This is a genomic window from Shewanella zhangzhouensis (assembly GCF_019457615.1).
In the GTDB taxonomy this organism is placed as follows: Bacteria; Pseudomonadota; Gammaproteobacteria; order Enterobacterales; family Shewanellaceae; genus Shewanella; species Shewanella zhangzhouensis.
In genome coordinates, this window is the sequence record NZ_CP080414.1 from 211,900 (window position 1) to 229,873 (window position 17,974).

General features: G+C 51.1%; 14 protein-coding genes, 7 tRNA genes and 3 rRNA genes. 21 read left to right on the top strand and 3 right to left on the bottom strand.

Annotated elements, in window-relative coordinates; translation table 11 throughout:
* Nucleotides 1–31: 31 nt before the first annotated feature.
* A complete protein-coding gene (fabR, locus tag K0H63_RS00935; RefSeq protein WP_011758314.1) occupies nucleotides 32–646 on the top strand; it encodes an HTH-type transcriptional repressor FabR in 615 nt (204 codons plus the stop codon).
* 48 nt (nucleotides 647–694) lie between these two features.
* Here fabR and trmA read toward each other — a convergent pair whose 3' ends face one another.
* Complete coding sequence (gene trmA, locus K0H63_RS00940) at nucleotides 695–1,792, bottom strand: tRNA (uridine(54)-C5)-methyltransferase TrmA (RefSeq protein ID WP_220066362.1); 1,098 nt, start codon at nucleotides 1,790–1,792, stop codon at nucleotides 695–697.
* A gap of 134 nt (nucleotides 1,793–1,926) precedes the next feature.
* On the opposite strand from trmA, the gene murI reads away from it, so the two are divergent.
* Nucleotides 1,927–2,727, top strand: a complete 801-nt coding sequence (murI, locus tag K0H63_RS00945; protein ID WP_220066363.1) for a glutamate racemase — start codon at nucleotides 1,927–1,929, stop codon at nucleotides 2,725–2,727.
* Here the strand turns inward: murI and K0H63_RS00950 are convergent.
* Nucleotides 2,724–3,179, bottom strand: a complete 456-nt coding sequence (locus K0H63_RS00950; protein ID WP_220066364.1) for an RNA recognition motif domain-containing protein — start codon at nucleotides 3,177–3,179, stop codon at nucleotides 2,724–2,726. The genes murI and K0H63_RS00950 overlap by 4 nt on opposite strands.
* Before the next feature lie 552 nt (nucleotides 3,180–3,731).
* Between K0H63_RS00950 and K0H63_RS00955 the strand changes: the two genes are divergently transcribed.
* From K0H63_RS00955 to birA, 8 genes are all read left to right on the top strand, one after another.
* Nucleotides 3,732–5,276: ribosomal RNA gene (locus K0H63_RS00955) — 16S ribosomal RNA — on the top strand.
* A 69-nt stretch (nucleotides 5,277–5,345) separates the two neighbouring features.
* A tRNA-Ile gene (locus tag K0H63_RS00960) sits at nucleotides 5,346–5,422 on the top strand.
* A 120-nt stretch (nucleotides 5,423–5,542) separates the two neighbouring features.
* Nucleotides 5,543–5,618: transfer RNA gene (locus K0H63_RS00965), tRNA-Ala, on the top strand.
* A gap of 275 nt (nucleotides 5,619–5,893) precedes the next feature.
* A 23S ribosomal RNA gene (locus K0H63_RS00970) occupies nucleotides 5,894–8,787 on the top strand.
* 85 nt (nucleotides 8,788–8,872) lie between these two features.
* A tRNA-Val gene (locus tag K0H63_RS00975) sits at nucleotides 8,873–8,948 on the top strand.
* A gap of 41 nt (nucleotides 8,949–8,989) precedes the next feature.
* Nucleotides 8,990–9,105, top strand: a 5S ribosomal RNA gene (gene rrf, locus K0H63_RS00980).
* Together the 16S, 23S and 5S rRNA genes with 3 tRNA genes alongside form the textbook arrangement of a ribosomal RNA operon.
* 176 nt (nucleotides 9,106–9,281) lie before the next feature.
* Complete coding sequence (gene murB / locus K0H63_RS00985) at nucleotides 9,282–10,295, top strand: UDP-N-acetylmuramate dehydrogenase (protein WP_220066365.1); 1,014 nt, start codon at nucleotides 9,282–9,284, stop codon at nucleotides 10,293–10,295.
* A 20-nt stretch (nucleotides 10,296–10,315) separates the two neighbouring features.
* Nucleotides 10,316–11,269, top strand: a complete 954-nt coding sequence (gene birA, locus K0H63_RS00990) for a bifunctional biotin--[acetyl-CoA-carboxylase] ligase/biotin operon repressor BirA (RefSeq protein WP_220066366.1) — start codon at nucleotides 10,316–10,318, stop codon at nucleotides 11,267–11,269.
* Nucleotides 11,270–11,331: 62 nt separating this feature from the next.
* Here the strand turns inward: birA and coaA are convergent, their stop codons facing one another.
* Nucleotides 11,332–12,279: a type I pantothenate kinase gene (coaA, locus tag K0H63_RS00995; protein WP_220066367.1), complete on the bottom strand. Its 948-nt coding sequence runs from the start codon at nucleotides 12,277–12,279 to the stop codon at nucleotides 11,332–11,334.
* Between the two features lie 212 nt (nucleotides 12,280–12,491).
* On the opposite strand from coaA, the gene K0H63_RS01000 reads away from it, so the two are divergent.
* From K0H63_RS01000 to rplL, 11 genes are all read left to right on the top strand, one after another.
* A tRNA-Thr gene (locus K0H63_RS01000) sits at nucleotides 12,492–12,567 on the top strand.
* A 7-nt stretch (nucleotides 12,568–12,574) separates the two neighbouring features.
* A tRNA-Tyr gene (locus K0H63_RS01005) sits at nucleotides 12,575–12,659 on the top strand.
* A 35-nt stretch (nucleotides 12,660–12,694) separates the two neighbouring features.
* Nucleotides 12,695–12,768 (top strand) — tRNA-Gly (locus K0H63_RS01010).
* 13 nt (nucleotides 12,769–12,781) lie between these two features.
* Nucleotides 12,782–12,857, top strand: a tRNA-Thr gene (locus K0H63_RS01015).
* Between the two features lie 116 nt (nucleotides 12,858–12,973).
* On the top strand, nucleotides 12,974–14,158 hold the full coding sequence (gene tuf / locus K0H63_RS01020; RefSeq protein WP_011758321.1) for an elongation factor Tu: 1,185 nt from the start codon (nucleotides 12,974–12,976) through the stop codon (nucleotides 14,156–14,158).
* Between the two features lie 244 nt (nucleotides 14,159–14,402).
* Complete coding sequence (gene secE / locus K0H63_RS01025; RefSeq protein ID WP_011758322.1) at nucleotides 14,403–14,774, top strand: preprotein translocase subunit SecE; 372 nt, start codon at nucleotides 14,403–14,405, stop codon at nucleotides 14,772–14,774.
* A 4-nt stretch (nucleotides 14,775–14,778) separates the two neighbouring features.
* A complete protein-coding gene (gene nusG, locus K0H63_RS01030; RefSeq protein WP_011758323.1) occupies nucleotides 14,779–15,330 on the top strand; it encodes a transcription termination/antitermination protein NusG in 552 nt (183 codons plus the stop codon).
* A 123-nt stretch (nucleotides 15,331–15,453) separates the two neighbouring features.
* The gene (rplK, locus tag K0H63_RS01035) at nucleotides 15,454–15,882 is read left to right on the top strand and encodes a 50S ribosomal protein L11 (RefSeq protein ID WP_011758324.1); all 429 of its coding nucleotides are present in this window, start codon (nucleotides 15,454–15,456) and stop codon (nucleotides 15,880–15,882) included.
* Nucleotides 15,883–15,886: 4 nt separating this feature from the next.
* Nucleotides 15,887–16,588: a 50S ribosomal protein L1 gene (gene rplA, locus K0H63_RS01040; protein WP_220066368.1), complete on the top strand. Its 702-nt coding sequence runs from the start codon at nucleotides 15,887–15,889 to the stop codon at nucleotides 16,586–16,588.
* Nucleotides 16,589–16,842: 254 nt separating this feature from the next.
* Nucleotides 16,843–17,343, top strand: coding sequence for a 50S ribosomal protein L10 (gene rplJ / locus K0H63_RS01045; protein WP_203325696.1), 501 nt, complete (start codon nucleotides 16,843–16,845; stop codon nucleotides 17,341–17,343).
* A 54-nt stretch (nucleotides 17,344–17,397) separates the two neighbouring features.
* Entirely contained in the window at nucleotides 17,398–17,769 is a 372-nt protein-coding gene (gene rplL, locus K0H63_RS01050) for a 50S ribosomal protein L7/L12 (RefSeq protein ID WP_011758327.1), read from the top strand.
* Nucleotides 17,770–17,974: the final 205 nt, after the last annotated feature.

Consider the following 17,974-nt stretch of genomic DNA (forward strand, 5'->3'; position numbering starts at 1 on the left):
CCTTGAATCAGTAAGATGAACGGAATATCACATGGGAGTTAGAGCACAGCAGAAAGAGAAGACCCGTCGCGCCTTGGTGGACGCGGCCTTCAATCAGCTCAGTGCCGAGCGCAGTTTTTCCAGCTTGAGCCTGCGGGAAGTTGCCCGGGAGGCCAGCATTGCGCCCACTTCTTTCTACCGCCATTTCAAAGATATGAATGAGTTGGGGCTTACCATGGTGGATGAAGGCGGCCTGGCGCTACGGCAGATGATGCGTAAAGGGCGTCAGCGTGCCGAAGCGGGTGGCAGCGTAATTCGCATTTCCGTCGATACCTTTATGGAAGTGCTCGACTCCAACCCCAACGTGTTCCGTATTCTGCTGCACGAGCGTTCCGGCACTTCTGCTCCGTTCCGTGCCGCTGTGGCCAGAGAGATAGAGCACTTCATTTCTGAGCTTGCCCATTACACCGAGGAAAAGGCCAAACGCAGTCCGGAATTGGCCCGAGCCCAGGCCGAATCCATGGTCACTCTGGTGTTTAACGCAGGTGCTGCGGCGCTGGATATGAAAAAGTCTGAGCGCAAGATTCTGGCGGATCAGCTGGTGTTGCAGCTGCGGATGGTGGCCAAGGGTGCTGAGTTTTTGCAGCAAAAGGTCGATGCAAAATAAAAAACGGAGCCTAAGGCTCCGTTTTTTATGGGGTGACAACAGCCTGTATCAGCGGCGTTTAAGCATCACGCCGGCTTCCGTGTGATGGGTGTAAGGGAACTGATCGAACAGCGCAAAGCGTACTACATCATGAGTTTCGCTGAGTACCTCGAGGTTGTCGTTCAGGGTATCGGGATTGCAGGAGATATAGAGGATGTTCTCGTAACCCTGAACCAGCTTAACGGTCTCATCATCCAGGCCCGCTCTGGGCGGATCCACAAAGATGGTGTTGCACTGGTAGCTTTGTAAATCGATGTCGCCGAGGCGGTTGAAACGCTTTTCACCCTTCATGGCTTCGGTGAATTCTTCCGCCGACATACGGATGATGTCGAGATTAGCCACCTTATTGATTTGAATGTTGTACTGAGCGGCCTCTACCGAGGGTTTGGCCAGTTCAGTCGCCAGTACCTTGCCAAAGTTTGGCGCCAAGGCGATGGAAAAGTTGCCGTTACCACAGTACAGCTCCAGCAAGTCACCGCTGCTTTGCCTGGTGGCATCCAGTGCCCATTCCAACATCTTAACCGCCACACCTGCATTGGGCTGAGTAAAGCTGTTTTCTACCTGCTTATAGTGCAGGGTCTTGTCGCCCACATTGAGTGACTCAACGACAAAGTCGCGGTCGAGCACAAATTTTTGTTTGCGGGCACGGCCAATAATGTCGACCTTAAAGTGCTCACCCAGACGGGCCTTGAGCGCACGGGCTTCAGTGAGCCATTGATCGTCCAGTTGGCGGTGATACAGGAGGCTGACCAGTATTTCACCGCTCAGGGTAGATAAGAAGTCTACCTGGAACAGCTTATGGCGCAGGGCGCGATTGGGGCGAAGTTCGTCCAGAAGGGCAGGCATCATGCGGTTGATGAGTTCGCTGGCTGGCAAAAACTGATCGGTACGCACTTTTTCTTTGGCCACATTGTCGAACATACAGTAGTAGAGATCGTCGCCGTCGTGCCACACGCGGAATTCACAGCGCATCCGATAATGGGCTGGGGCAGATGGGAATACTTCCAGAGCCGGGGGATTATAGTGGGCAAATGCCTCAGTCAGTGCCTGGCACTTTTGTTCAAGCTGCAGCTCGTACTGTTGAGGGTCCATGGCTTGTGCGTTCATTTGCAATCTCGTCCGGCTTAAAAAATGGTCGCAAATTTTACCCCAGCGAAACCGTATGTCCAGCTTTCTGGCTTTGCCCTTTATTTTAGGCTGTGGGAAAATTCACGGGTTTTCATTTTCAGGTGGAGTTTGGCTTGGCACGTCCCATTCTGGTTTTCGATTCAGGTATAGGTGGTTTGTCGGTGTTGTCTGAGATACGGCAGCTATTGCCATCCCATGACTTCTATTACCTGTTTGATAATGCACGCCTGCCATACGGAGAACTTACCGAACAGGTGCTGGTGGAGGGCTGTGTTGAGCTTGTTGTGGCAGCTGCTACCAAAATCAACGCCGCGCTGGTGGTTATTGCCTGTAATACGGCCAGTACGCTGGTGCTGCCGGTATTACGGAGTAAGTTGACGATACCCGTCGTGGGGGTCGTTCCTGCGATCAAACCCGCTGCAAGCGACACCCTCTCCGGCCATATCGGTCTCTTGGCTACCCCAGCCACGGTGAAGCGCTCTTATACCCATGAGCTGGTCGCTAAATTTGCCAGCCATTGTCAGGTGCATATGTTCGGCAGTTCGGAACTGGTGATGATGGCGGAGCAAAAGGTGGCGGGAGTGCCTGTGGACATGGAGAAGTTAACCGGAATTCTTGCGCCCATTCAGGCAACGCCAGTGGATGTGCTGGTATTGGGATGTACTCATTTCCCCATGTTGGCGGACGAATTATCCCAGGTATTGGGGCAGGGGATTAAACTGCTCGATTCGGGCTTTGCCATTGCCAGCCGGGTGCAGCATTTACTGGAGGGCTTGGGTGAGCACGAGCATCCTGCGCCAAATAGCATGAAGGCGTGGTATACCACGCCTTCACTGACACAGGGTCTAATCCAGAGTCTGACAGACTATGGATTCAGCGAAATATCGCCCTTTACCCCTAGAACCCGGGTTTAGTCGTCAGACTTCTCTGACTCATTGTCCTGATTCTTGGCTTCTCTTACTTTTAATGTTCTTTCCTGGAAGGTGTAGTCATTCAGTTTGACCATCGCCTTCTGGGCACCACTCTCAGACATCTCAACGAAACCGAAGCCTTTGCGTCTGCCGGTCTTACGATCGCGAACCAGGCGCACTGAATTGACCGGTCCATACTCGGCAAACAGCGACTTTACGTCACCTTCATGCACCCGGTATGGCAGGTTACCCACATAAAGCGTCATTGTTGGGCCGGTATATTCTGTTTCTACGGTGGCAGCGTCATTACCGGACGGCGTAATGGCGAAAATACCGATGGCCAGCACAGCACCGAGAATAAAGGCAAGATAAGCAGGGAAGGTGGGCAGAAACTGAAAAATGACCAAGGCACCCACTGCGGCGGCTATCAGCGCAATAAGAAATGATTTCTGCATAAGCAAATGTACTCTGATGAAAATAAGGAAATGATAAATAACTGTTAACAGCAGGTATATAGTAATGAATTATCTGAGATTAAACCAGATCGCTGTAGAAAAAATGACCGTGAAAGCCACTTTGAAACACAGGTAATAAGGTGTTTTCGCCGCCAAGGTGCGCCCAAAGTGCCAAAAGCGATGGGTATTTGCCCTTATTGATTGAATTACAGACGAACGATCGCAAGAGTGTCGAAAAGATCTTGTGAATGTCTGGCTGCTCCCTATAATGCGCCCCATTCCCGCCGGACATGATGATTCAGCCGGTTGAGAATAGTGTCTAAACAAAAAATAGGCACTCGATGAAAAGCGCTTGAAAAAGCGCTTGACGTCAAAGAGGGATGGCGTAGAATACGCAGCCCTGACCAGATGAAAGTCGGTCCCGCTCTTTAAAAATTTATCAAGTAATCTGTGTGGATACTCGCAGGTTGATGAAGTCGACAAAACGATTTTATCAATGAACGAGTTTTCATGCAGAAGCATGACAGCAGAAATTCATTGAGACCAAAACTTTAATTGAAGAGTTTGATCATGGCTCAGATTGAACGCTGGCGGCAGGCCTAACACATGCAAGTCGAGCGGCAGCGGGAAGATAGCTTGCTATCTTTGCCGGCGAGCGGCGGACGGGTGAGTAATACCTGGGGATCTGCCCAATCGAGGGGGATAACAGTTGGAAACGACTGCTAATACCGCATACGCCCTACGGGGGAAAGGAGGGGCTCTTCGGACCTTCCGCGATTGGATGAACCCAGGCGGGATTAGCTAGTAGGTGAGGTAATGGCTCACCTAGGCGACGATCCCTAGCTGTTCTGAGAGGATGGACAGCCACACTGGGACTGAGACACGGCCCAGACTCCTACGGGAGGCAGCAGTGGGGAATATTGGACAATGGGGGAAACCCTGATCCAGCCATGCCGCGTGTGTGAAGAAGGCCTTCGGGTTGTAAAGCACTTTCAGTGGGGAGGAAAGGTTGATGGTTAATACCCATTAGCTGTGACGTTACCCACAGAAGAAGCACCGGCTAACTCCGTGCCAGCAGCCGCGGTAATACGGAGGGTGCAAGCGTTAATCGGAATTACTGGGCGTAAAGCGTGCGCAGGCGGTCTGTTAAGCGAGATGTGAAAGCCCCGGGCTCAACCTGGGAACTGCATTTCGAACTGGCAGACTAGAGTCTTGTAGAGGGGGGTAGAATTCCAGGTGTAGCGGTGAAATGCGTAGAGATCTGGAGGAATACCGGTGGCGAAGGCGGCCCCCTGGACAAAGACTGACGCTCAGGCACGAAAGCGTGGGGAGCAAACAGGATTAGATACCCTGGTAGTCCACGCCGTAAACGATGTCTACTCGGAGTTTGGTGTCTTGAACACTGGGCTCTCAAGCTAACGCATTAAGTAGACCGCCTGGGGAGTACGGCCGCAAGGTTAAAACTCAAATGAATTGACGGGGGCCCGCACAAGCGGTGGAGCATGTGGTTTAATTCGATGCAACGCGAAGAACCTTACCTACTCTTGACATCCAGAGAACTTTCCAGAGATGGATTGGTGCCTTCGGGAACTCTGAGACAGGTGCTGCATGGCTGTCGTCAGCTCGTGTTGTGAAATGTTGGGTTAAGTCCCGCAACGAGCGCAACCCTTATCCTTACTTGCCAGCGGGTAATGCCGGGAACTTTAGGGAGACTGCCGGTGATAAACCGGAGGAAGGTGGGGACGACGTCAAGTCATCATGGCCCTTACGAGTAGGGCTACACACGTGCTACAATGGTCGGTACAGAGGGTTGCGAAGCCGCGAGGTGAAGCTAATCCCAAAAAGCCGGTCGTAGTCCGGATTGGAGTCTGCAACTCGACTCCATGAAGTCGGAATCGCTAGTAATCGTGGATCAGAATGCCACGGTGAATACGTTCCCGGGCCTTGTACACACCGCCCGTCACACCATGGGAGTGGGCTGCACCAGAAGTAGATAGCTTAACCTTCGGGAGGGCGTTTACCACGGTGTGGTTCATGACTGGGGTGAAGTCGTAACAAGGTAGCCCTAGGGGAACCTGGGGCTGGATCACCTCCTTACCTAAGCGACACATTATCCTGCTGAGTGTTCACACAGATTACTTGATAGACGATAGAGACAAATGCGATGGGTCTGTAGCTCAGGTGGTTAGAGCGTACGCCTGATAAGCGTAAGGTCGGTAGTTCGAGTCTACTCAGACCCACCAAATCTCATTGATGCGTCTTGGAAACGTCGTCGTTTACACCAGTAAACGTCCTCCGCTTCCGCCTCGCCTGAATGAGATTTTTAATCAACGCATTTGTGTCAGACTGCATATTGCAGAAACGGGGCTATAGCTCAGCTGGGAGAGCGCCTGCTTTGCACGCAGGAGGTCTGCGGTTCGATCCCGCATAGCTCCACCACTGTAAATATGTGAGTCTCAGGACGTAAGTCCCAAGGATAGAGACGCCAAAGATAAGTGATGAATTTATCTTTGGCTTTTTTAAGCCCGCTCTTTAACAATTTGGAAAGCTGATAGTAGAAACTGAATCTTCGGATTTAGTTAATACAAAAATTGAGTTCTCAAACACTTCAATCAAGTGTTTTGGAAATTCTTCAAGGCGAGTTCAGTAAAATGAACTATCGAAAACCAGCTGGTTGCAATACAGCACGATGAGGAAACTCATCCGGGTTGTATGGTTAAGCGACTAAGCGTATACGGTGGATGCCTTGGCAGTCAGAGGCGATGAAGGACGTAGTAACTTGCGAAAAGCGTTGGTGAGGTAGTAACAACCGTTATAGCCAGCGATGTCCGAATGGGGAAACCCGGCACCATAAGGTGTCATCACTAAGTGAATACATAGCTTAGTGAGGCGAACGAGGGGAACTGAAACATCTAAGTACCCTCAGGAAAAGAAATCAACCGAGATTCCCTCAGTAGCGGCGAGCGAACGGGGATTAGCCCTTAAGTCTTCGGGGTGTTAGTGGAATGGTCTGGAAAGTCCAACGGTACAGGGTGATAGTCCCGTACACGACAACTAACCAAAGATGAAATCGAGTAAGGCGGCACACGTGATATGTTGTCTGAATATGGGGGGACCATCCTCCAAGGCTAAATACTCCTGACTGACCGATAGTGAACCAGTACCGTGAGGGAAAGGCGAAAAGAACCCCTGTGAGGGGAGTGAAATAGAACCTGAAACCGTATACGTACAAGCAGTGGGAGCGGTTCTTGAGACCGTGACTGCGTACCTTTTGTATAATGGGTCAGCGACTTACGTTTTGTAGCGAGGTTAAGCGAATAGCGGAGCCGTAGGGAAACCGAGTGTTAACTGCGCGTTTAGTTGCAAGGCGTAGACCCGAAACCCGGTGATCTAGCCATGGGCAGGTTGAAGGTTGAGTAACATCAACTGGAGGACCGAACCGACTAATGTTGAAAAATTAGCGGATGACTTGTGGCTGGGGGTGAAAGGCCAATCAAACCGGGAGATATCTGGTTCTCCTCGAAAGCTATTTAGGTAGCGCCTCGGACGAACACCTTTGGGGGTAGAGCACTGTTAAGGCTAGGGGGTCATCCCGACTTACCAACCCTTTGCAAACTCCGAATACCAAAGAGTGCTATCCGGGAGACAGACGGCGGGTGCTAACGTCCGTCGTCAAAAGGGAAACAACCCAGACCGTCAGCTAAGGTCCCAAAGTAATTGCTAAGTGGGAAACGATGTGGGAAGGCTTAGACAGCTAGGATGTTGGCTTAGAAGCAGCCATCATTTAAAGAAAGCGTAATAGCTCACTAGTCGAGTCGGCCTGCGCGGAAGATGTAACGGGGCTAAGCAATTCACCGAAGCTACGGGTGTGCACGATAACGTGTACGCGGTAGAGGAGCGTTCTGTAAGCCGTTGAAGGTGAAGGGGTAACCCACACTGGAGGTATCAGAAGTGCGAATGCTGACATGAGTAACGATAAAGGGGGTGAAAAACCCCCTCGCCGAAAGACCAAGGGTTCCTGTCCAACGTTAATCGGGGCAGGGTGAGTCGACCCCTAAGGCGAGGCCGAAAGGCGTAGTCGATGGGAAACGGGTTAATATTCCCGTACTTCTGCTAACTGCGATGGAGAGACGGAGAAGGCTAGGCCAGCACGGCGTTGGTTGTCCGTGTTTAAGGTGGTAGGTAGTGTGCTTAGGCAAATCCGGGCACATATATACCGAGAGCTGATGACGAGTCACTACGGTGACGAAGTGGTTGATGCCATGCTTCCAGGAAAATCTTCTAAGCTTCAGGTTAGCAGGAATCGTACCCCAAACCGACACAGGTGGTCGGGTAGAGAATACCAAGGCGCTTGAGAGAACTCGGCTGAAGGAACTAGGCAAAATGGTACCGTAACTTCGGGAGAAGGTACGCTGCTGTTGGTGACGGGACTTGCTCCCCGAGCTGACGGCAGTCGCAGATACCAGGTGGCTGCAACTGTTTATCAAAAACACAGCACTGTGCAAACTCGCAAGAGGAAGTATACGGTGTGACGCCTGCCCGGTGCCGGAAGGTTAATTGATTGGGTTATCGCAAGAGAAGCTCATGATCGAAGCCCCGGTAAACGGCGGCCGTAACTATAACGGTCCTAAGGTAGCGAAATTCCTTGTCGGGTAAGTTCCGACCTGCACGAATGGCGTAATGATGGCCACGCTGTCTCCAGCCGAGACTCAGTGAAGTTGAAATTGCGGTGAAGATGCCGTATACCCGCGGCTAGACGGAAAGACCCCGTGAACCTTTACTATAGCTTGGCACTGAACATTGACCCTACATGTGTAGGATAGGTGGGAGACTTTGAAGCGGGAACGCCAGTTCTCGTGGAGTCAACCTTGAAATACCACCCTTGTAGTGTTGGTGTTCTAACCTCGGTCCATGAATCTGGACTAGGGACAGTGCCTGGTGGGTAGTTTGACTGGGGCGGTCTCCTCCCAAAGAGTAACGGAGGAGCACGAAGGTTGGCTAAACACGGTCGGACATCGTGTGGTTAGTGTAATGGCACAAGCCAGCTTAACTGCGAGACAGACACGTCGAGCAGGTACGAAAGTAGGTCATAGTGATCCGGTGGTTCTGCATGGAAGGGCCATCGCTCAACGGATAAAAGGTACTCCGGGGATAACAGGCTGATACCGCCCAAGAGTTCATATCGACGGCGGTGTTTGGCACCTCGATGTCGGCTCATCACATCCTGGGGCTGAAGTCGGTCCCAAGGGTATGGCTGTTCGCCATTTAAAGTGGTACGCGAGCTGGGTTCAGAACGTCGTGAGACAGTTCGGTCCCTATCTGCCGTGGGCGTTGGAAGATTGAGGGGGGTTGCTCCTAGTACGAGAGGACCGGAGTGAACGAACCGCTGGTGTTCGGGTTGTCATGCCAATGGCATTGCCCGGTAGCTACGTTCGGAATCGATAACCGCTGAAAGCATCTAAGCGGGAAGCGAGCCCCAAGATGAGTCTTCCCTTGGACCTTGAGTCCACTGAAGAGCCGTCCGAGACCAGGACGTTGATAGGCAGGGTGTGTAAGCGTTGTGAGGCGTTGAGCTAACCTGTACTAATGACTCGTGCGGCTTAACCATACAACCCAGATGGGTTTCAGATGGTGTAGATAGTCTTGAAGAGACCAGACTTGATTGAAGTGATAACTCAATAGCACAGAATACCGGTCGCTTAGCTCAGCCGGGAGAGCACCTCCCTTACAAGGAGGGGGTCACTGGTTCGATCCCAGTAGCGACCACCATCATTTTCTGCGAAACGCAGCTTTCCGAATTAACAAATTTGTCTGGTGACAATAGCGCTCTGGTCCCACCTGATCCCATTCCGAACTCAGTAGTGAAACGGAGCAGCGCCGATGGTAGTGTGGGGTCTCCCCATGTGAGAGTAGGTCATTGCCAGACGCCTAATAAGTCGAAAAGGCCACCCAATAGGGTGGCCTTTTTGCTTTTCAGCTGTTCATCATTACGGCTTGCTGATTCAACAGCAGTTACCTCGGGTTTGACAGTTTCTGTTTCTCGCTGATGCGTTGAATGCCACCCTTGGTTACAATGGCTTTTTATTCGTGGCGGAAAGCGGTATGCCTGTTTCTCTCAAGTCCTACAACACCTTTGGTATCGATCATCAGTGTGCTGAACTAATCGAAATAACTAACGCTGCTGAGTTGCCAGCACTTATCCGTACTCTGGATGAGCGCGACCAGTCTTACTTTGTTCTCGGTGGTGGCAGCAACGTGGTTCTGACATCGGATATAGATACCACAGTGCTTAAGATGACAAATAAGGGCATAGAGGTCTCTGAGGATGATAGCGCCTGGCATTTAAGTGTGGCTGCAGGGGAGAACTGGCATCAGCTGGTGAGCTGGACCCTTGAAAAGCAGATGCCGGGACTTGAGAATCTGGCGCTTATTCCGGGCACTGTTGGTGCGGCGCCCATCCAGAACATAGGCGCTTATGGTGTTGAACTGATAGATGTCTGCGATTGGGTTGAGTATTTGTCGCTGCCAGATTGCGTGACTGTCAGGCTGACGGCCGCCGAGTGCCGGTTCGACTACCGTGATTCCATTTTTAAACACGATCTTAAGGGTAAAGCGATTATTACCCGGGTGGGTTTAAAATTACCCAAGGTGTGGCAGCCTAAGCTCAATTACGGCCCGCTGGCAGAGTTTAATACAGACACTGTGACGCCGGAGATGATCTTCGAGCGCGTGATTGCTGTGCGTTCAGAGAAGCTGCCCGACCCGGCCAAATTAGGTAACGCTGGCAGCTTTTTCAAAAATCCTATTGTGGATGCCGCAACCTTTGCGAACATAGTAAAACAGTATCCGGACGCTGTGGCTTATGCCCTGGAAGATGGCCGGATGAAACTGGCGGCCGGCTGGCTGATTGATAAGGCTGGCTTGAAAGGCTTTCGCCTTGGAGACGCTGGGGTACATGATAAACAGGCGCTTGTGCTGGTTAATTTCGGCGGCGCCAGCGGTGAAGATATCCTTAACCTCGCCAAACATGTCATCGATGAGGTGCATCACCGCTTTGATGTGCAGCTTGAACCAGAGCCCAATGTGGTGGGCCGATTTTCACTCTTAAACGAATAACGCTAAACAGGGAGCTGCAAATGGAACAGTGGCAACGTAAACGCGACATCATTGCGATGCTGTCTACGCAGGAGTTTGTCTCCGGCGAGGCCCTTGCCGAACGACTTGGTATTTCCCGCGCGGCTATCAGCAAGCATATCGATGTGCTTGAGACCCTGGGGCTGAGTATCTACAGCGTGAAGGGCCGTGGCTATAAGTTGGCTACACCTGTGTCCCTGATTGATGAAACCAGACTCAAGCAAGGTATCGAGCGTAGGTGTTTTTACTTTGATGATATTCCCAGTACCAATGCCTTTATGTTGTCCCACTCAGAAGAGCTGGAGAGCGGGGATGTATGCATTGCCGAATACCAATCTGCTGGACGTGGGCGCCGTGGACGCCGCTGGGTGTCTCCCTATGGGAGCCATTTGTACTTTTCACTGTTTTGGCGTTTAAGCGATGGCATGAGTAAAGCCATGGGGTTGAGCCTGGTAGTTGGTTGCTCTCTTGCCAAAGTACTTGGCGACCTCGGTGTAGAGGGTATTGGACTTAAATGGCCCAATGACGTCTATCTGGATGGTCGCAAACTTGCGGGTATTCTGGTGGAGATGAAAGGGCAGGCCGATAGCAATTGTGAGCTGATTATTGGCATGGGCGTGAACATGGCCATGCCGGATGCACAGGGTGAAACCATCGATCAGCCCTGGGCCGACTTGCAGGGTCTTGCCATGCCGGATAAAACCGAGTTTGCGGTACGCTTACAACGGCAACTTCAGGCAGACCTTTCCCTGTTTGAGCGGGAAGGACTCAACGCCTTCCTCGAACGTTGGCAAGCATCAGATAGCTTTATCGGTAAGCCTGTTAATTTGATGATGGCCGATAAGGTGGAAGCCGGTATTTGCCGGGGTATTGATGAGCAGGGGGCCTTGCTGTTGGAGGTCGCCGGCGAGATGAAAAGCTATATCGGTGGGGAAATCAGTTTGCGGCCTGCATAACCCGCAATCAGACCCATAATGCCGACCATGTCTGTACACAGGCTGGTCGGCATTTTTTTGGCTCATTTACGCAGCAGTACCTGATTCATCAAATGATCGGCACCCTTACGCAGGATTAAGTGTGCACGTTCTCGGGTAGGCTGGATATTCATACGCAGGTTAGGACCGTTGATACCGTCCCAAATTTGCGATGCCGTTTCGGAGGCTTGCATGTCATTCAAACTGGCGTAATGGCGGAAGTAAGAATTTTCATCGGCGAAGGCACTGCTTCTGAATTGCAGGAAGCGTTCAATATACCAGGACTTCAGTAAAGACTCATCGGCATCCACATAAATAGAGAAGTCGACAAAGTCGGATACAAAGGGCCTGCGGATATCCACTGGCGAGTCGAGGCCGGTTTGCAGTACGTTCAAGCCCTCGAGGATCAGGATATCTGGCTTTTGGATGACTTGCCGCTCATAGGGCAGACGGTCATAGATGATGTGAGAATAAAGTGGTACTTCAACACGCTCCGCGCCGGACTTTACCGCGGACACGAAGTCAATCAGCATCTTGGTGTCATAGCTTTCGGGAAAACCTTTACGCTGCAGCAATCCCTTTCGCTTAAGCTCGGTCAATGGATACAGAAAACCGTCGGTGGTGACCAGGTCCACTTTGGGATGTTCGGGCCATTGCTTCAACAAGGCCTGCAAAATACGGGCGGTGGTGCTTTTACCCACGGCCACACTGCCGGCGATACTGATGACGTAAGGGCTATCGGGTTGCTTGTTACCCAGGAACTGATTCAATACCAGGCCGCGCTGCTGACGCGCACCGACGATGAGATTAAGCAGTCTGCTAAGGGGCAGATAGATGTCGGTTACTTCAGACAGAGAAATGCGTTCGTTAATACCGCGTAACCGTGTCAGATCGGCTTCGCTCAGTGTCAGGGGAACGGAGTTTCTCAACTCTGCCCAGCGCGCTCGGTCGAAGTCGAGATAAAGCGCTTCTTGCGTCTGGTTATTAATCATTCAAATTCCTCGCCTTAGGCTGCGCACAGTACAACAGCTATGGTGCTTTAACAATAGTTCAACGGCTTTTGTGCACTGACAGAAGCAATTTGTCATAGGCAGTGTAAATTGGCGTGCAAAAAAGCGCCGCTTGGCATTTTTTTTGGTTGAAATTCGATTTTTCTATTGCAACCCAAGCCACATTTACCTAATATCCGCTACCGAAATGACATGCCGGCATAGCTCAGTTGGTAGAGCAACTGACTTGTAATCAGTAGGTCCCGAGTTCGACTCTTGGTGCCGGCACCATTTTCTTGGAGGGGTTCCCGAGTGGCCAAAGGGATCAGACTGTAAATCTGACGGCTCCGCCTTCGAAGGTTCGAATCCTTCTCCCTCCACCATTTTCTAGGTACTAGGTAGCCTACAGTTAGGTTGCGCGGGCATCGTATAATGGTATTACTCCAGCCTTCCAAGCTGATAACGCGGGTTCGATTCCCGCTGCCCGCTCCAAAATGTAAGAGATGCTGATATAGCTCAGTCGGTAGAGCGCATCCTTGGTAAGGATGAGGTCGGCAGTTCGATTCTGCCTATCAGCACCAGCCTCTCTTAACATGCTGCCTTTTATCTAAACAAACGGTTCGATGTCATTTGATGGCATCGGATTTTTTCTATATGCAGGTTTTCATCACCAAGACTCTTGGATTGAGGCAATACCATGGCTAAAGCTAAATTCGAACGTACTAAACCCCACGTAAACGTGGGCACCATCGGTCACGTTGACCATGGTAAAACCACTCTGACCGCTGCTATCTCTCACGTACTGGCTAAGACCTACGGTGGTGAGGCGAAGGACTTCTCTCAGATCGACAACGCCCCAGAAGAGCGTGAGCGTGGTATTACCATCAACACCTCTCACATCGAGTATGACACTCCTACTCGTCACTACGCCCACGTAGACTGCCCAGGCCACGCTGACTATGTTAAAAACATGATCACCGGTGCTGCCCAGATGGACGGCGCTATCCTGGTAGTAGCTGCGACTGACGGCCCAATGCCACAGACTCGTGAGCACATCCTGCTGTCTCGTCAGGTAGGTGTACCTTTCATCATCGTGTTCATGAACAAGTGTGACATGGTAGATGACGAAGAGCTGCTGGAACTGGTAGAGATGGAAGTTCGTGAACTGCTGTCTGAATACGACTTCCCAGGTGATGACCTGCCAGTAATTCAGGGTTCTGCTCTGAAAGCGCTGGAAGGCGACGCTGCATGGGAAGGCAAGATCATCGAGCTGGCCGAGGCCCTGGATTCTTACATCCCTGAGCCAGAGCGTGCTATCGACAAAGCATTCCTGATGCCAATCGAAGACGTATTCTCTATCTCTGGCCGTGGTACTGTAGTAACCGGTCGTGTAGAGCGCGGTATCATCAAAGTTGGTGAAGAAGTAGAAATCGTAGGTATCAAAGATACCACCAAGACTACTTGTACCGGCGTTGAGATGTTCCGTAAGCTGCTGGACGAAGGTCGTGCCGGTGAGAACTGCGGTATCCTGCTGCGTGGTACCAAGCGTGATGAAGTTGAGCGTGGTCAGGTTCTGTCCAAGCCAGGCACCATCAAGCCACACACCAAGTTCGAATCAGAAGTATACGTACTGTCTAAAGAAGAAGGTGGTCGTCACACTCCATTCTTCAAAGGCTACCGTCCACAGTTCTACTTCCGTACAACTGACGTGACCGGTACCATCGAACTGCCAGAAGGCGTAGAGATGGTAATGCCAGGCGACAACATCAAGATGGTTGTAACCCTGATTTGCCCAATCGCGATGGACGAAGGCCTGCGCTTCGCTATCCGTGAAGGCGGCCGCACAGTAGGTGCTGGTGTAGTAGCCAAGATCCACGAGTAATCTCGTAGACTTGGAAGAAGGCGACCTCAGGGTCGCCTTTTGTTTTTTCAAAGTACAATAAACTTGATTCACAGCGGCTTAACCGGGAGTTGTGGCCTTGCTAAGCAAGCTGAATAAGAATACAATCTATGGCCGATTTTTGAGCCCCGAGCCGATAAAAAGGTATCTTTAAGGGGAAATTCGGACAGGCGGATCCCGAAAGGGGATACCTAGCTCAGGCCGTAGTGAGTAACGGAATTAACCGATGACGACAAATACTGAAAACCAGGGCAGTTCTCTGGATATCGTAAAGTGGGGCATAGCCATACTGCTGCTGGCAGCTGCCGTAGTGGGTAACCAGATGTACAGCGAGGCCAGCGTGGTCGTGCGTGCTCTGGGTGTGATCGTGGCCTTTGCTATTGCCGGATTTATTGCTCTGCAGACCGTGAAAGGAAAGCAGGCACTGGCATTTGCCCGTGAGTCTCACATCGAAGTGAAAAAAGTGGTTTGGCCTACCCGTCAGGAAGCCTTGAACACCACCTTCATCGTGCTGGCCGCAACCGCCGTACTGGCACTGATCCTTTGGGGTCTGGATGCGTTGCTGCTGAAAATCGTTAATTTGATCACCGGTGTATAACTCGATGACTGAAGCTAAAGAAGCAAAGAAAAGATGGTATGTGGTACAGGCTTTCTCTGGTTATGAGGGGCGTGTAGCCAAGTCTCTGGTCGAGCACATCAAGATGCACGGCATGGAGCAATATTTCGGTGAAGTGCTGGTGCCGACCGAAGAAGTAGTTGAAATGCGTGCCGGTCAGCGTCGCAAGAGCGAGCGTAAGTTTTTCCCCGGCTACGTACTGGTGCAAATGGAAATGAACGATGATTCCTGGCACCTGGTGAAGAGCATCCCACGTGTGATGGGCTTTATCGGCGGTACTTCAGACCGTCCAGCGCCTATCACTGACCGTGAAGCCGATGCCATCCTGCGTCGTCTGCAGGAAACCACCGAGTCTCCGACTCATCGCGTTATGTACGAACCCGGTGAAGTGGTGCGTGTGGTCGATGGCCCATTCGCTGACTTCAACGGTACCGTAGAAGAAGTGGATTATGACAAGAGCCGCGTAAAAGTGTCTGTTATGATCTTCGGTCGTTCTACACCGGTTGAATTGGACTTTAATCAGGTTGAAAAAAGCTGATTAAATAAAATACAAAATCCGTTTGGCAACGGGTGCGGATTTCTATATAATCCGCACCCGTTGTTTTCGGGGAGCCCCTCGCATGTTGCTTGGAGCGTTTGAACCCAAACTGAGGAAAATCAGATGGCAAAGAAAATTGAAGCTTATATTAAGCTGCAAGTAAAATCCGGATCTGCAAACCCTTCACCACCAGTTGGTCCAGCTCTGGGTCAAAAAGGTGTGAACATCATGGAGTTCTGTAAAGCGTTTAACGCCCGTACAGAAAAAATGGAAAAGGGCATGCCTATCCCTGTAGTGATCACTGTGTACAGCGATCGCTCATTCACTTTCGAAACCAAGACGCCTCCAGCTTCATTCCTGCTCAAGCAGGCTGCTGGCCTGAAATCAGGTTCTAGCCGTCCTAACACCCAGAAAGTGGGTACTATCAAGCGTGCTAAAGTTCAGGAAATCGCTGAACTGAAAGCAGCTGACATGACTGGTGCTGACGTTGAAGCGATGACTCGCTCAATCGAAGGTACTGCACGTTCAATGGGCTTGGTAGTAGAGGACTAATAGAATGGCTAAGCTGACTAAACGCATGCGCGTAATCCGCGAGAAAGTGGACGCTACCAAAGCTTACGACATCAACGAAGCTATCACTCTGCTGAAAGAACTGGCTACTGCCAAGTTCGTTGAGAGCGTAGACGTTGCTGTAAACCTGGGCGTAGACCCACGTAAATCTGACCAAAACGTTCGTGGCGCCATCGTTCTGCCACACGGTACTGGTCGTGACGTACGTGTAGCCGTGTTCACTCAGGGTGCCAACGCGGAAGCCGCTAAAGAAGCTGGTGCTGAGCTGGTTGGTATGGAAGATCTGGCTGAGCAGGTGAAAGCTGGCGAAATGAACTTCGACGTAGTTATTGCTTCTCCAGATGCAATGCGCGTTGTAGGTATGCTGGGTCAAATCCTCGGCCCACGTGGTCTGATGCCTAACCCTAAGACTGGCACTGTAACTCCTAACGTTGCTGAAGCCGTTAAGAATGCCAAAGCTGGTCAGGTTCGCTATCGCAACGACAAGAACGGTATCATCCACACCACTATCGGTAAGGTTGATTTCGATTCTGTTAAGCTGAAAGAAAACCTGGAAGCTCTGCTGGTTGCTCTGAAGAAGCAAAAGCCAGCTGCTGCCAAGGGCCAGTACGTTAAGAAAGTGAGCATTTCCACCACTATGGGTGCCGGTGTTTCTGTTGACCAGAACACCCTGGAAGCCACTGCTTAATTTTACAAGGGGCGCGCATTAATCTATAATGCGCGCACTTTTGTGGGTTGAAGCCCGTTTTTTGTCCCTGACAAACGCGGGTTTCCGTCCAAGACCGCAGGTGTAAATCATTAGATTCACTTAATTTCCTGCGTAGACGGTGACAGTCCCCAGTTTAGATTTTTTCTGCTGGATACTCTGCACCGTAAGTCACTCACCCTCGGGTGGGTAGGTAAATTCCGGGTTTTCCCGGGTAGAATCCAGGAGTATAGCCAATGGCATTAAGACTCGAAGACAAAAAAGCGATTGTTGCTGAAGTCAACGAAGCTGCCAAAGGTGCACTGTCTGCAGTAGTTGCCGATTCTCGCGGTGTTACTGTAGGCGCCATGACCACTCTGCGTAAAACTGCTCGCGCCAACGGCGTGTACGTACGTGTAGTACGTAACACTCTGGCTCGTCGCGCAGTTGAAGGTACTGCTTTTGAGTGCCTGAGCGAAGTGTTCACTGGCCCAACTTTGATTGCTTTCTCTAACGAGCACCCAGGTGCCGCCGCACGTCTGCTGAAAGACTTCGCGAAAGAGCAAGCCAAATTCGAAGTTAAAGGTGCAGCTTTCGAAGGGAACTTCATCCCTGCAGCTGACATTGATCGTTTGGCAAAACTGCCAACTTACGAAGAAGCACTGGCACAGCTGATGATGACTATGAAGGAAGCATCTGCTGGCAAGTTCGTTCGTACACTGGCTGCACTGCGCGATCAAAAACAAGAAGCCGCTTAATTTTAAGCTGGTTGCTTGAATTAATTGAATTCAGAACATTAGGAAATTTTTGTTATGTCTATCACTAAAGACCAAATCCTCGAAGCCTTTGCAGCTATGTCTGTAATGGAAGTTGTTGAACTGATCGAAGCTATGGAAGAGAAGTTCGGTGTTTCTGCCGCTGCTGCCGTAGTTGCCGGTGGTGCTGCTGATGCTGGCGCTGCTGCTGAAGAGAAGACCGAGTTCGACGTAGTTCTGACCTCTCACGGCGACAACAAAGTTGGCGTGATCAAGGCCATCCGTGGCGCTACCGGTCTGGGTCTGAAAGAAGCCAAAGCTATGGCTGAAGCTGCTCCAGTAGCCGTTAAAGAAGCTGTTTCTAAAGAAGAAGCCGAAGCTCTGAAGAAAGAGCTGGAAGAAGCTGGCGCTCAAGTAGAGATCAAGTAAGCTATTCTTTAGCTTACAACATTCGGGTTAGTCCCCGGATGGAGGCTGACGGTTTTTTAGCCGTCGGCCTTTTTTGCGCTGTAAGCGCCGGCGATTTTTTTTCACCGTTTATCGCCAAAGTCTGCAGTCCCTAGCAGTGATTATTGGTTAGGTTCTTGCCTTCAACGGTGATGGGCAAACGTGCTGGATTAACAAAGAGTTAGTT